Raw genomic sequence first — 13,326 nt, 5'->3', positions numbered from 1 at the left:
TACCTCCATTAGTAATCCAATTTTTAGTTCCATTTAAAATATAATGGTCTCCTTTATCAATTGCTGTTGTTTTTTGTGAAGTAGCATCACTTCCAGCTTCAGGTTCTGATAAACAGAAAGCTCCTATTGATTGTCCAGTAGTTAGTTTACTAAGATATTTTTCTTTTTGCTCTGGAGTGCCATAAGTATCAAGGCCCCAGCATACCAAAGAATTATTAACAGATACGATTACAGAGCAAGATGCATCTATTTTGGATAGCTCTTCCATTACGAGTACATATGAAAGTGTATCCATACCACCACCACCATATTCTGGTGATGCCATCATTCCTAAAAACCCAAGCTCTCCCATTTTTTTGACTTGTTCAGTAGGGAATTCTTGCTTGTTGTCTCTTTCAATGACTCCTGGTAATAACTCTGCTTTAGCAAAATCACGAGCAGCATCGCGTATCATTAATTGTTCTTCGGATAATTTAAAGTCCATATTTGATCCTTATTTACTGTGCGTGCATAACACGCGAATTCAACTTTTTGATGAAAATAAATCGAGATAAACTCGATATTTTTATTAATTCTACAAATATAAGTTATAATACACAAGTTTTGATGTTTTTTTCATTTTTTGGTAATTTCTTTTAGAGATTGATATTTAATAGTGTTTTTCATTTTAGATGTCTTATTTTTCTTGGAATATTTGTCTGTTAAGACAAGAAATAATTTTGGCTTATTATTTTTTTTAATTTAAGGTTTCTCCCTATTTAGTTTTTTATATTTGTGAAGTCACTTTTGGGTGATAATTATTCAATTTATTTAAAAACTTTTTATGAGACAGCACTAACTCCGTAATGGAGGGATTATTTAATTAGAAGTTAGGAAAGATAAAATCTTTAGTCAAAGTGCATTTGTATAAATTGAAGTTTTAAAAAATGAAAGAATTATTAAAAAAATACGAAAATAAAGCCCCTGAAATAGTTTTTAACTGGAAAGATTCTGAAACGGAAGCTGAAGGATGGACAGTTATTAATTCATTAAGAGGAGGAGCCGCTGGTGGTGGAACGCGAATGAGATTAGGATTGGATATGAATGAGGTTCTTTCTTTGGCAAAAACCATGGAGGTTAAGTTTACAGTTTCAGGCCCAGAAATAGGAGGAGCTAAGTCAGGTATTAATTTTGATCCAACTGATCCAAGAAAAAAGGGAGTTTTAGAGAGATGGTATAAAGCAGTTTCTCCATTACTTAAGAGTTATTATGGAACAGGAGGGGACTTAAATGTTGATGAGATCCACGAAGTAATACCTATAACTGAGAACTGTGGAGTATGGCATCCACAAGAAGGAGTTTTTAACGGGCATTTTCAACCAACAGAAGCTGATAAGATAAATAGAATTGGACAATTACGCCAAGGAGTTATAAAAGTTTTGGAGAACACAACTTTTTCTCCTGATGTGTCAAGAAAATATACGGTAGCCGATATGATTACTGGATATGGAGTAGCGGAAGCAGTAAGACACTATTATGATATTTATAGTGGTACTGTAAAAGGTAAAAAGGCGGTTGTACAAGGTTTTGGAAATGTAGGGTCTGCAGCGGCATATTATCTTTCAGAAATGGGAGCTAAAGTTGTTGGAATTATTGATCATGCTGGTGGATTAATAAATGAAGATGGTTTTTCTTTTGAAGAAATAAAAGAACTTTATCTTAATAAAAAAGGAAATAAATTATATAGTGAAACACTAATTCCTTTTGAAGAATTAAATAATAAAATATGGTCTTTGCAAACGGAAATTTTTGCTCCTTGTGCTGCATCTAGATTAATTACAAAAGATCAGATTACGCAAATGATAAATTCTGGCTTGGAAGTGATTTCTTGTGGAGCAAATGTACCTTTTGCAGATAAAGAAATATTTTTTGGTTCTATTATGGAGTACACGGATGAGCAAGTAAGCTTAATTCCTGATTTTATTTCTAATTGTGGAATGGCAAGGGTATTTGCTTATTTCATGGAGAGAAGAGTTTTGATGACAGATGAAGCAATTTTCAATGATACATCTCTAACAATAAGAGATGCGATACAAAGAATATTTGATAAAAATAATTCTAATAAGAATATAAGTAGAACAGCGTTTGAGATTGCTTTCAAACAGTTAGTTTAATTATTATACAAATTAATTACATATACTATGTTTAAATATTTTCTAGGTAATAGTCCTAAATGGTTTAAAACCGTAATGATAGGATTTCTAATCTTTAATGTGTTTTCGTTTTTTTTCCTCGGTAAGACAATTACGTCTTGGATATTTATTGCAGAATTCATTTTTACATTGGCGATGGCATTAAAATGTTATCCCTTGCAGTCAGGAGGACTATTAGCAATAGAAATTTTAGCACTTAACCTTACTACTCCAAAGAATGCCTATCACGAAGTGGATCAGAATTTAGAAGTAGTATTACTTTTGGTATTTATGGTGGCTGGAATTTATTTTATGAAGCCATTATTAATGTACATCTTTAGTAAAGTATTTACTAAAATAAAATCAAAAATGATATTGTCCATGCTGTTTGTTTTTCTAGCAGCAGTACTTTCAGCTTTTCTGGATGCATTAACCGTTACGGCGGTGTTAATTAGTGTTGCTGTTGGTTTTTATGGAGTGTATCATAAAATTCATTCTATGCCCGCTTCTGATTTTGATCAGGATGGATCACTGGATCGAAAAGAACTTAGCGGTGAAACATTGGAAGAGTTTAGAAGTTTTTTAAGGAGTTTAGTGATGCATGGTGTAGTGGGAACTGCTTTAGGAGGAGTATGTACTTTGGTAGGAGAACCTCAAAATCTGTTAATAGGAGAAAGAATGGGATGGGATTTTATAGAATTCTTCATTAAAATGGCTCCTATTACATTACCGGTATTAGCAGCAGGATTATTAACTACCGTAGTTCTAGAGTTAACTGCCTCGTTTGGATTTGGAGCTAAGTTACCAGAAGTGGCAAGAAGAATTATTGAGAATTATACTGATCAAGAAGATGCAAATAGATCAGATAAGGCAAAATATGGATTAATAGTACAAGGAGTGTCGGCTATACTTCTTATTATTGGTTTAGCATTGCATTTAGCACCTGTAGGATTTATTGGTTTGGCATTGATAATTATACAAACTGCCTTTATGGGAATTACAGAAGAACATCAATTAGGAAAAGCTTTTGAAGAGGCGCTTCCATTTACAGGATTGTTGGTAGTTTTCTTCGTTATCGTAGCTATGATTCATGATCAACATCTTTTTTCACCTATAATTGATTGGGCATTATCTCTGGATCCATCTAAACAACCTTCTATGTTCTATGTGGCTAACGGATTGCTATCCATGATTAGTGATAATGTATTTGTTGCGACTGTATATATCGGAGAGGTAAAACAAGCATTTGATAATGGTGTTATAACAAGAGAACAATTCGAAAAATTAGCTATTGCTATAAATACAGGAACAAATTTACCTAGTGTTGCAACACCTAATGGTCAAGCGGCGTTCTTATTCTTACTTACTTCTTCTTTAGCTCCACTTATTGGTTTGTCTTATGGAAGAATGGTTAAAATGGCATTACCATATACTATCATACTTGGTGGTGTAGGTCTTTTAGGAATAATTTATGTATTATAACAATCATTAAAAATATACTTAACCTATAGAAATAACGTTAGTATACTAACACTAAATTAACAAGAACAAATATGACCCATTTATTGATGTTTGGTATGTTTGCCCAAAATACCAAAGAAATTGATCCGGAAGCAGAAGAAAAAACATTGTCCATTATCGATTTATTGCTTAGCGGAGGAACAGGAGGAGTAGTTATTATAGCTATACTTTTTGTTTTGTTATTTGTAGCAGTTTATATTTATTTCGAAAGAATTTTTGCAATTAAAGCAGCATCTAAATATGATGAAAGTTTTATGCATCAAATTAGAGATAATGTTGCAAGTGGTAAAATTGAAGCTGCAAAAATTTTATGTGCGCAGACTAATAATCCTGTTGCTAGGTTAACCGAAAAAGGAATTTCAAGAATAGGAAATCCTTTAGAAGATATTAATAAAGCAATAGAAAACGCAGGTCGACTAGAAGTTTATAAATTGGAGAAAAACGTAAGTATTTTAGCTACGGTTGCTGGTGCTGCTCCGATGATAGGATTTCTAGGTACTGTAATTGGTATGATTTTAGCATTTCATAATTTGGCATCAAGTTCAGGAAGTGCAGACATGGGATCGTTGGCAGAAGGTATTTATACCGCGATGACGACTACAGTTGCTGGATTAGTAGTTGGTATTGTTGCTTACATAGGATATAATCATTTAGTTGTAAGAACAGATAAGGTTATTCATCAAATGGAGGCAACTACAGTGGATTTCCTTGATTTATTAAACGAACCTGCTTAATATGAATTTAAGAGGAAGAAATAAAGTCAGTCCAGAATTCAGTATGTCGTCTATGACGGATATTGTGTTTTTGTTGCTGGTGTTCTTTTTACTAACATCTCCAACAATTACGCCTGAAGCGCTTGATTTAATATTGCCAAAGGCTAAAGGTAAGAGTTCTAACGTTCAAAATATATCAGTTAGTATTACTAATAAGTTACAGTACTATGTAGATAATGAACGAGTGAGTCAGAGTAGATTAGAATCTACTTTGTTAACTAAGTTGTCAGGTAAAAATGAGCCTACTATTATACTAAGAGCTGAGGAAGGAGTTCCTATTGAAAAAGCTGTTGGAGTAATGGATATAGCAAATAGAAATAAATTTAAAGTAATCTTAGCTGTAAAACCAGAATAATTTATGTTGAAACTAGATACAAAACATAAAAAAAAGTCTTTTATAATAACCATAATATTACATGTGGCTATTATTTTTTTATTGTTTTATCTAGGATTAAGCCAGTTAGATCCAGACCCTGAAGGCGGTATCGCTGTTAATTTTGGAACAACACTAACTGGATCAGGAGATATTCAGCCGACCGAGGCAATAAAATCATCTCCAAAACAAACAACTCCAGAATCTGCTTCGGATGTTCCCGAACCGGAACCTGAAACTCCTGAGATTACAGAAGAAGTGGTTACCCAGGATATTGATGATGCTCCTGTAGTAGAGGAAAAACCAAAAAAAGAACCTCAAAAAAAGGTAGAGAAACCGAAAGAAAAACCAAAAAATAAGCCAGCAGAAAAAAAAGTTGAAGAAAAGCCAGTAGAAAAAGTAGAGGAAAAGAAACCGGACCCTAAACCGGATAAATGGACTTTGGATATATTAGATAGCTTTTCTAATGGTCCTAAGAGTGATGGCAAAGCTAAAGGAGGAGAAGGAGATGACGGAAAGCCTGGAGATAAAGGTAATCCTAATGGGAATCCTTATGCTACTAGTTATTATGGACAACCAGGTCCCGGAGGTACAGGAGGCGTTGGATATGGTCTTAACGGGAGAGGAAGACCTACAAATTCTAAAGTAGTACAAGAGTGTAATGAAGCTGGACGAGTGGTAGTGAAAATTATCGTTAACAGATCAGGCAAAGTTGTTCAGGCTATTCCTGGAGTTAAGGGTACTACAAATAGTGCTAAGTGTCTTCTAGACCCTGCTAAGAAGACAGCGCTTACTTTTAAGTGGAAAGCTGATCCAAAAGCTCCAGTCAAGCAAATTGGTTTCGTAGAAGTGACTTTTGGGTTAGGTGAGTAACTACATTTATATTGATAATTTTAAACTTTTCTTCATATAAATAATAAGTTCTTTTTTTAACTTTAAAAATGGAACAAATTTTATAAATCAATAATTAAAGAATTTAATATCGACTATCAAGCAACTTTAGAGTGGATGTTTGCACAGTTACCAATGTATCAGCGTCAGGGTGCAAGCGCATATAAAATTGATTTAACAAATACAGTTAATTTAGTAACTTATCTTAAAAATCCTGAAAATAAATTCAGGAATGTCCACGTAGCTGGAACTAATGGAAAAGGATCGACTAGTCATATGCTTGCTTCTGTTTTACAAGAATCAGGATATAAAGTCGGTTTGTATACTTCACCGCACCTTAAAGATTTTAGAGAACGAATTCGTGTTAATGGAAAAGTTATAAGCAAAGAGTATGTAGTGAATTTTGTTTCAAAGCATAGGTCGTATTTTGAAGCAAATCAATTATCATTCTTTGAAATGACCGTTGGCTTGGCTTTTCAATATTTTTCTGAATCCAATGTAGATATCGCAATAATCGAAGTCGGTTTAGGAGGTAGGTTGGATTCTACAAATATTATTATACCAGAGGTTTCTGTTATTACTAATATAGGATTAGATCATACGCAGTTTTTAGGAAATACATTAAGAGAAATTGCAAGAGAAAAGGCAGGAATTATTAAAAACAATGTGCCTATTGTTGTAGGTAGAACAACTGAAGAGACGAAGAGCGTATTTGAAGAAAAGGCTTTAGAGCACCATAGTGATATCTATTTTGCTTTTGATTACCAAGGTGTGGTTTTTAGTACGGATCTAAAAGGCAGGTATCAGGACGAAAATATGAAAACCGTATTGCAAACGATTCTTGTTCTAAAAGAAAAAGGATGGAGTATTAGTAATGAGAGTATGGAGAATGGGTTTGCAAATGTTGCAAAAAACACAAGTCTATTAGGTAGGTGGCAAATATTAGGAGAAAAACCAAAAGTTATATGTGATACTGCACATAATGAAGATGGCTTAACTTATGTAATGAAACAGTTGTCAGAGGAAAAATATGATACTTTGCATATAGTTCTAGGTGTGGTTAACGATAAAGATTTACAAAGTGTTTTACCTTTATTTCCTGTAAACGCGATTTATTATTTTGCAAAACCTGATATAGGAAGAGGATTAAAAGCGAAAATATTACAGGAAGAAGCGTTAAATTTTAATTTGAAAGGAAAAGCTTATAGTTCTGTGTTGTTGGCTTATAAGACTGCTTTACAGGAGGCTAGCAATAAGGATTTGATCTATGTTGGAGGTAGTACATTCGTAGTTGGAGAAATAATTTAATTTTTCTTTCAAATTCTTTTGGTAGACTGTAAAACTGTGTTATATTTGCATCCGCAATCACGAATAAGGGTTGTGAAACATAAAAGGGCAATTAGCTCAGTTGGTTCAGAGCACCTCGTTTACACCGAGGGGGTCGGGGGTTCGAATCCCTCATTGCCCACCAAAAAAATCCATTCAATTTTGAATGGATTTTTTTATGCTTATTTGTGATTTAAAAAAGATAGTTTTACCCATAATTATGTCGTATTACAGTTAATAAATAATGTAGGTAGTTATGTTGTTTTATTTTGGTTGATAATTTGGATGTCCAGTTTGCCAAAGAGCGAAAGAAATGATATTGGCAAATCTTTCAAATTCTTTAGTTTTAGTATCGTCTTTTCCATGCCCTGCTTTTTTATCTATAAGCAAAAGGTTATCGGTGTTACCTGCGTTAAAAGCTTGTATACGGGCAGCAAATTTAATAGAAAACCAAGCAGGTACTCTAGGATCATTTAGACCAGCAGTTAATAAAGTGGCAGGGTATTTTTCACCTTGTTTTAAATTGTGATATGCATCCATTTCTAATAAAGCTTTGAATTCTTCCGGATCTTTTATTGTACCATATTCTTTTATGTTTTTTGCCCCGTTTGCTCTATTTTCCGACCTAAGAGTATTTAACATTCCAAATTCTATAATTCCTGCTTTAAATAAATCAGGACGCTCTGTGATCGCTCTTCCAATCATTATTCCTCCTGCGCTACCACTCCATATTGCTAATTTGTTTTTAGTTGTAATATCATTATGAATTAAATATTCTGCGCAAGCTATAAAATCTTTCCAAGTATTAGGTTTTGTTAGTTTTTTACCTCCTTTATGCCAGGCATCTCCTTTTTCTCCTCCTCCTCTTACATGTGCTACAGCATAAACTCCGCCTTCCAGCACCCATAATAATCTTCTAATTTGAAAAGATGGTTTCATTGATCTTCCATAAGCTCCATAACCATCCATCAGGACTCTGTTTTTTCCTTTTTTATTTATATTTTTATTATAAAATAATGAAAGAGGAATCTTTTCTCCATCGTGAGCTGTTACTTCAATTTCTTCGACAATTATGTCTTTGAATCGCTGATCTTCTAATGCTGTATTTATGTCTTTATCTACCAGTCGTTCGTTAAAATATTCAAATCGTTTATTATCTGTGGTCCAACCACTAGCATTAATCCAAAGTTCAGGATAATCTAATCCTCTTGAATTCAGGCTTATATTGCCGTAAATCTTTGGTAAGGTTATCTCTTTTTGAGAATTATTTTCAAGCTTGAATAAACTAGCTTTTATACCATTTTTACTAGTTACGAAATATAGTCCTTCACTAGTAAAACTAAAATCTGTAATAACTAAATCTCTTTTTTCTTTTACTAATGTTTTAGGGTTTTCGAAATCGGGATTAAGTATAGAGGTACTACATATTTTGAAATTAGGAGCATTTTTAGAAGTTATGTAAATTAAAGAGTCTCCTTTAACTATATAGCTTTTAATCTTGTCAGATGTTTTAAAGAGAGTTTTCCAATTTTTGCCATCCAATTCGCTTATTTTTAAAGAATAAGCATCGTAGTAACTTTTATTTCCCCTTACTTTTCCAATAATGTATTTATTACTTTTATCATTGAATGATATAATTGGTGTTTCTTGTTCTTTAAGATTTAATTTTGGATTATGACTCTTGGAAAATAGTTCTTTTAATTGTTTTGGATCAGCTCCAAGTTTATAAATTACAGATTTTGTGTTTAATGAAAATTGTTTGGATTTTGGATCTGAGTTTATGTATTGTAAATACATAAATCCAGAGTTATCTGGCAACCAATGTATTCCTCCAGAGCTTGTAGGCCATACATTACTTATGATCTCAGGGCTGATAGTCTTGGAAAGTATGTCATAAATAATTAGGTCAGAAATTTCCTTACCCATTTTGGTTAGACTAATAACAATTTTAGTTCCATCCCAATTGGGTGCAATATAGTTTATAACAAATTCGGAGTCGACATTTGATTTGTAATCCTTAGGGTTATATAACATTATTTCTTGAGCTTCATACGACTCTCTATAGTATAGTTTGGGAATATTATCTTTTGATGACCTTTTTAAATAAAAATATTTGTTATTTTTTGTAACCTTAAGTTTAGAAATGGTGAATGATTTTTTATTATCGAATTGTATCTGTTTATTAACTAATTCTTGTCTTTTATTTATAGTTTGTAGAAAATTATTTGAGACATCGTTTTGTTGATCAATCCATTGTTTTACTTTGGGATCTTCCAAATTTTCTAAATATCGGTAAGGATCTTCAATAAGTTGTCCATGATATTTATCTACCACAATTTTTTCAGGTAGTATATCTTTTTTAGTTTGACAACTCATAAGTAAAACGCATATAATAAATAACTTAATTTTCATATAAAAAAAATTAGTATAAAGGGAAGTTCTGCTTCCCTTTATACGATAATAAATACTTTGTTTTCTTTTTAGCTTCCCCAAGTATCATCTTCAGAATCATTCTCGTCTAAATTTAATAATGCTCCTCCTTTAATACTAATTAAATTATCAAGCTTAGCGATTTTAAATTTGTCTAAAGTAAGCTTGTTTACGTTCTCTGAGTTCTGCATTTTTTTCATGTTGTAGAGTTTTAAATTTTATTGTTTTATGATTTAATGATGTAGCAAATGTATGAGATACGTTAGGCTATTGCATTATAAAAAAAGGAGTAGCAACTTGATTTCAGGAATTCGGTGTCCGGATTTCAAGAATTCGGAGTCTTCGTTGAAGAAAATTAAAGAGTTAAGTGGTTGTTTTTTAGCTTTTTATGTGTTTAATACCTAAATCGTTATTTTTTACTCTTTATTTTTATTTATTCTAGTTTTTATATGAAAAGTAACAGGAGAGTTTCTTTTTTTGTAAAATTAACTAAGAAAAAAATCGAAATATTGAAGTTTATATAATATTTGTAATCACTTTAATAAGACGTTTTTTGAGTTAAGTATCGAATTTTATTTTTAAAAATGAAAAAATAAAGTATTTATTAAAAATTCTTACTAGATTACGAAAAATGAGTATGGGTTTTATATGTATAGATTCTAGGATATTTAAATCGTTAATTGATGTGCGCTGATAACATAAAAAATAATCTAATATTTATAAATAGAAATGGATGAAAGTAAATGGAAGTAGAACTTTTCTTAAAATGGTGAAGATACGTTTATAATGAATCTATACATAATTATGCGCTTTGAGAGGATTCTCACTTAAAATTACTTCCATTTTAATAATTTTGGTTAGTTCAGAGAAAGTTTGTTTTATATCTTTAAATTTGTTGACCTTTTTAGTGTTGAAATTTTTTAAAATTAATTATTTAATGTTGACATATAAAGTAATCTTATTTATCTAATAAACTGAGATAATAATTTTTAGAATTCCAAGATTTTTTTTTGAGAAAAATCGCTTTTACTAACCTAATTCATTCTTTATATTAAGTAATTATTTTTTCTTCCTCATTTTGTTTTTTCTCTAGTTGTTTTAAGAAAAATGAGGGAAAAATTCCAGTTTTTTTATGAAATGACCTAGAAAAAGCATCAGTTGTATTAAAACCTATGTCATTAGCAATTGCTTTTATCGTATATTTTCTGAATTTAGAATCAGATTTTAACTTTTCAACGACAAAATCTATACGGAGTTCATTGATGTAATTACTAAAACTTTTTCCTTTATATGTATTGATTATTTTAGATAAGTATTTGGAGTTTGTCTTGAACTCTTTTGATAAGGCATTAATGGTAATGTTAGTTTTAATAAAATCTTTATTTTTTTCAAAAGTATTAAGATGTTTTAAAATATCATTAATTATAATTTCTGAAATACCTATATCTATTGTATCATTTTTGTTTAAAATAGCTGGCGTTTCACTTATTTGATTTGTAACTGGATCAGTTTTTTCTTGTTCAGAGTGACTATTTTGTTCATACAAATCAAGAAACCGTTGTTGAAATACTTTTCGTTTTTTAACATTTCTAACTAAAATTAGGATCAGAGATATGATCAACAGTAATAAGATACCTACTGTAATAATTGTGTTTTTATTGTTTTTTTGAAGAGAATTTATGATATGTTCTTTTTCTAGAATAAGATTCGGGGTAGTGTAATCATCATTTATCTTGACATATACTTGTTTGTAGTTAGTGTCTAAAATACTATCTACGTACAGGAGCTTATTAATATAGAGCAATTGTTTATTTATGTCCTCTTTCTCTTCATATGTTTTGATTAGCAGTTCATAGCCTGATCGAATAGTCGGGAAATAATAATTCTTTGCATAGGCTAGAGAATCCATTTTTTGTAAATGAATTAAGGAAGCCTTTTGATTTTTTTGTTTAGCATATATTTTACCAAGAAATAAGTCTGCACGTATCGAGGTACCAATGCTTTGAGGTTTGTTTTTAGAAATTTTTTTAAATTTAAGAATGCTGTCAAGACTGGATGTATATTCATCCTTATAATAATGGGTTCTACCTGAAGACAATAGTAAACGGCCATACAATGTACTGTCTTTAGATTTTAATGAGAGATTAATGGCTTTATTGTTAGTCGTATATGCAGAATCGTATATTTTATTTTTGTTAAAAGAACTTCCTAATGCGAATAAAGATTTAATATAGTCATATTCATAAGTGTGATCATCTTTAAACTGTTTTCCGTAATAATTAACAATGGATTTTAAGGATTCTAAAGATTCTAAAGATTTGCCTAGATCTTCTTTAAGCAAAGCTATAAAATATTTTGTCTTGTATTGTTGATCTATATTTTCATTTTCATTTGCATATTTATTAGATAAAACCAATTCATCCATTGCTTTTTTGAATTGACTTTTTCCTCCATAAATTCTAGCTTTAAGTAAATGTCCTTTTGCTGGATAGTTAAAATCTTTGATGTTTTTGGTTAACATAATAATGCTATCTCCATATGCTAGAGCTTTTGATTGCTCCGTGATTTCTGATAACATGTAATATCCATCAGCTTGTCTTATTATATCTCTTTCTTGTTTGGCTTTTTGCAAATACGTTAATGCGAAAACTTTTGAATGTATAGTATCACTTTTATAATACTCAAAACTCTCTAATAGTTCTTCATATTTTTTTTGTAGTAGTGTATCTTGATCAGCATCATCTTCTTGAGCGTTTGTTATTCCAAAAAAACAAAATGATGAAATCAAAAATGTAACAAGTAGCCTGTTTTTCATATACTGATAATTTTGTTTCTGCTAACCTGATTTTTTTCAGATAGTTTGATGTAGGGTTTGTTATCAAATTTCTCTCCTATTATTAAGGAATTAATATTTGGTTTTTTGGTTAAGATACATTTCATAATTTTTTAAAATTATGAATTTAAAGATAATGAGTTTTTTATATAATCAGATTTATAATATTTGCAAAAAAAATCATAAATAATAAGCTCATAAAACCTTTGTCTAGATCGAAAAGCTCTATTGACTAACATATGGATATGACTTCCTATTAAATAATCAAACGGTACTTTGAGACTACCTTCTTTATTATGATTTATAATCTCTTGTATTAGTTTTATAGTCACTTTTTCTTTTGTATTTATTATTTTATCCAAAACATTAAATTCATTCTGAGAATAAGTTGATTTTAAAAAGTTTGAAAGATCATTTTTAATCTTTCGGTATTTTTGATCTAATTGTTTATTAAGAGTTTTATCGGCATTAAACTCTATTTTAAATGCGTCTCTTTTATTAACTGCAAAATTTAATTTTTCTTGTTTTCCATAATTACAACTGTTAAGGAATTGATCAATTGTCTTCATAATAAATAAGAAATACAAATTTTCATCCTCAATTAGAGTTTTACTTTTTAATAACAAATTACTTTCATGGTAAAACAATTCTTCCGAAATATGAATAGTATTTGTGCCATAACGTTCTAACTCACGATGATAAGTGTCTAATTGAATTTTATAAATAATATCATCAGTAACATACGGTTGCATTGTACTACTAAATGACTGCATAATATCCGCAATTTTTCTAATATCAGTGACATGAAGTCTAAGTTTTATATGAGTGTTAGGATCATGATATCTAATAAAGAACCATAGATCAATCATTCTTTTTTTGATTAATAATTTCATTAATGGATATATTGTATTCATTAGAATATTATCCGAGGTTCTGGCACCACAATATATTTTGTAATACAACCATTCTTCTCCAGGTATAAAGGTTCTTTTGACTTGCACTTTAAGA

11 protein-coding genes and 1 tRNA gene (1 of these 12 only partly in view) are annotated in these 13,326 nt (G+C 30.6%); 7 read left to right on the top strand and 5 right to left on the bottom strand.

Features of this window, described 5'->3' with window-relative positions; genetic code table 11:
• Positions 1-484, bottom strand: partial view of an acyl-CoA dehydrogenase gene (locus D1815_RS12545; RefSeq protein WP_027392695.1) — the 5' portion only. 659 nt of this gene lie to the left of the window's left edge; only the first 484 of its 1,143 coding nucleotides appear in the window; its start codon is at positions 482-484; the stop codon falls past the left edge of the window.
• A gap of 442 nt (positions 485-926) precedes the next feature.
• Between D1815_RS12545 and D1815_RS12540 the strand changes: the two genes are divergently transcribed.
• From D1815_RS12540 to D1815_RS12510, 7 genes are all read left to right on the top strand, one after another.
• Positions 927-2,153, top strand: coding sequence for a Glu/Leu/Phe/Val dehydrogenase dimerization domain-containing protein (locus D1815_RS12540; RefSeq protein ID WP_118387333.1), 1,227 nt, complete (start codon positions 927-929; stop codon positions 2,151-2,153).
• A 27-nt stretch (positions 2,154-2,180) separates the two neighbouring features.
• Positions 2,181-3,653 (top strand): sodium/proton antiporter NhaB, encoded by a 1,473-nt coding sequence (gene nhaB / locus D1815_RS12535; protein WP_027392693.1) that lies wholly within the window; start codon positions 2,181-2,183, stop codon positions 3,651-3,653.
• A gap of 71 nt (positions 3,654-3,724) precedes the next feature.
• Complete coding sequence (locus tag D1815_RS12530) at positions 3,725-4,426, top strand: MotA/TolQ/ExbB proton channel family protein (protein ID WP_369899286.1); 702 nt, start codon at positions 3,725-3,727, stop codon at positions 4,424-4,426.
• Position 4,427: 1 nt separating this feature from the next.
• On the top strand, positions 4,428-4,820 hold the full coding sequence (locus tag D1815_RS12525; protein WP_027392691.1) for a biopolymer transporter ExbD: 393 nt from the start codon (positions 4,428-4,430) through the stop codon (positions 4,818-4,820).
• Between the two features lie 3 nt (positions 4,821-4,823).
• Positions 4,824-5,711 carry an energy transducer TonB gene (locus D1815_RS12520; RefSeq protein ID WP_118387329.1) on the top strand — a complete coding sequence of 296 codons (888 nt, stop codon included), beginning with the start codon at positions 4,824-4,826 and terminating at the stop codon, positions 5,709-5,711.
• 108 nt (positions 5,712-5,819) lie between these two features.
• Entirely contained in the window at positions 5,820-7,037 is a 1,218-nt protein-coding gene (locus D1815_RS12515; RefSeq protein WP_118387327.1) for a folylpolyglutamate synthase/dihydrofolate synthase family protein, read from the top strand.
• 85 nt (positions 7,038-7,122) lie between these two features.
• Positions 7,123-7,200 (top strand) — tRNA-Val (locus tag D1815_RS12510).
• Positions 7,201-7,319: 119 nt separating this feature from the next.
• Here D1815_RS12510 and D1815_RS12505 read toward each other — a convergent pair.
• From D1815_RS12505 to D1815_RS12495, 4 genes are all read right to left on the bottom strand, one after another.
• Positions 7,320-9,467 carry a prolyl oligopeptidase family serine peptidase gene (locus D1815_RS12505; protein ID WP_118387325.1) on the bottom strand — a complete coding sequence of 716 codons (2,148 nt, stop codon included), beginning with the start codon at positions 9,465-9,467 and terminating at the stop codon, positions 7,320-7,322.
• Between the two features lie 68 nt (positions 9,468-9,535).
• Positions 9,536-9,685 (bottom strand): hypothetical protein, encoded by a 150-nt coding sequence (locus D1815_RS23645; RefSeq protein WP_155839642.1) that lies wholly within the window; start codon positions 9,683-9,685, stop codon positions 9,536-9,538.
• Between the two features lie 851 nt (positions 9,686-10,536).
• Positions 10,537-12,300, bottom strand: a complete 1,764-nt coding sequence (locus tag D1815_RS12500; protein ID WP_118387323.1) for an AraC family transcriptional regulator — start codon at positions 12,298-12,300, stop codon at positions 10,537-10,539.
• A 137-nt stretch (positions 12,301-12,437) separates the two neighbouring features.
• Complete coding sequence (locus D1815_RS12495) at positions 12,438-13,319, bottom strand: thiopeptide-type bacteriocin biosynthesis protein (protein WP_118387321.1); 882 nt, start codon at positions 13,317-13,319, stop codon at positions 12,438-12,440.
• Between the last annotated feature and the right edge of the window lie 7 nt (positions 13,320-13,326).

Origin of the sequence: Aquimarina sp. AD1, from assembly GCF_003443695.1 — a bacterium.
GTDB classification, from domain to species: Bacteria; Bacteroidota; Bacteroidia; order Flavobacteriales; family Flavobacteriaceae; genus Aquimarina; species Aquimarina latercula.
This window is presented reverse-complemented; position numbering and strand designations above follow the sequence as displayed.

Excerpts from the sequence above, each read along its gene's own strand:
- D1815_RS12540 (WP_118387333.1), top strand. The coding sequence starts at position 927 with ATGAAAGAATTATTAAAAAAATACGAAAATAAAGCCCCTGAAATAGTT.
- nhaB (WP_027392693.1), top strand. The coding sequence starts at position 2,181 with ATGTTTAAATATTTTCTAGGTAATAGTCCTAAATGGTTTAAAACCGTA.
- D1815_RS12530 (WP_369899286.1), top strand. The coding sequence starts at position 3,725 with ATGACCCATTTATTGATGTTTGGTATGTTTGCCCAAAATACCAAAGAA.
- D1815_RS12525 (WP_027392691.1), top strand. The coding sequence starts at position 4,428 with ATGAATTTAAGAGGAAGAAATAAAGTCAGTCCAGAATTCAGTATGTCG.
- D1815_RS12520 (WP_118387329.1), top strand. The coding sequence starts at position 4,824 with ATGTTGAAACTAGATACAAAACATAAAAAAAAGTCTTTTATAATAACC.
- D1815_RS12505 (WP_118387325.1), bottom strand. The coding sequence starts at position 9,467 with ATGAAAATTAAGTTATTTATTATATGCGTTTTACTTATGAGTTGTCAA.
- D1815_RS23645 (WP_155839642.1), bottom strand. The coding sequence starts at position 9,685 with ATGAAAAAAATGCAGAACTCAGAGAACGTAAACAAGCTTACTTTAGAC.
- D1815_RS12500 (WP_118387323.1), bottom strand. The coding sequence starts at position 12,300 with ATGAAAAACAGGCTACTTGTTACATTTTTGATTTCATCATTTTGTTTT.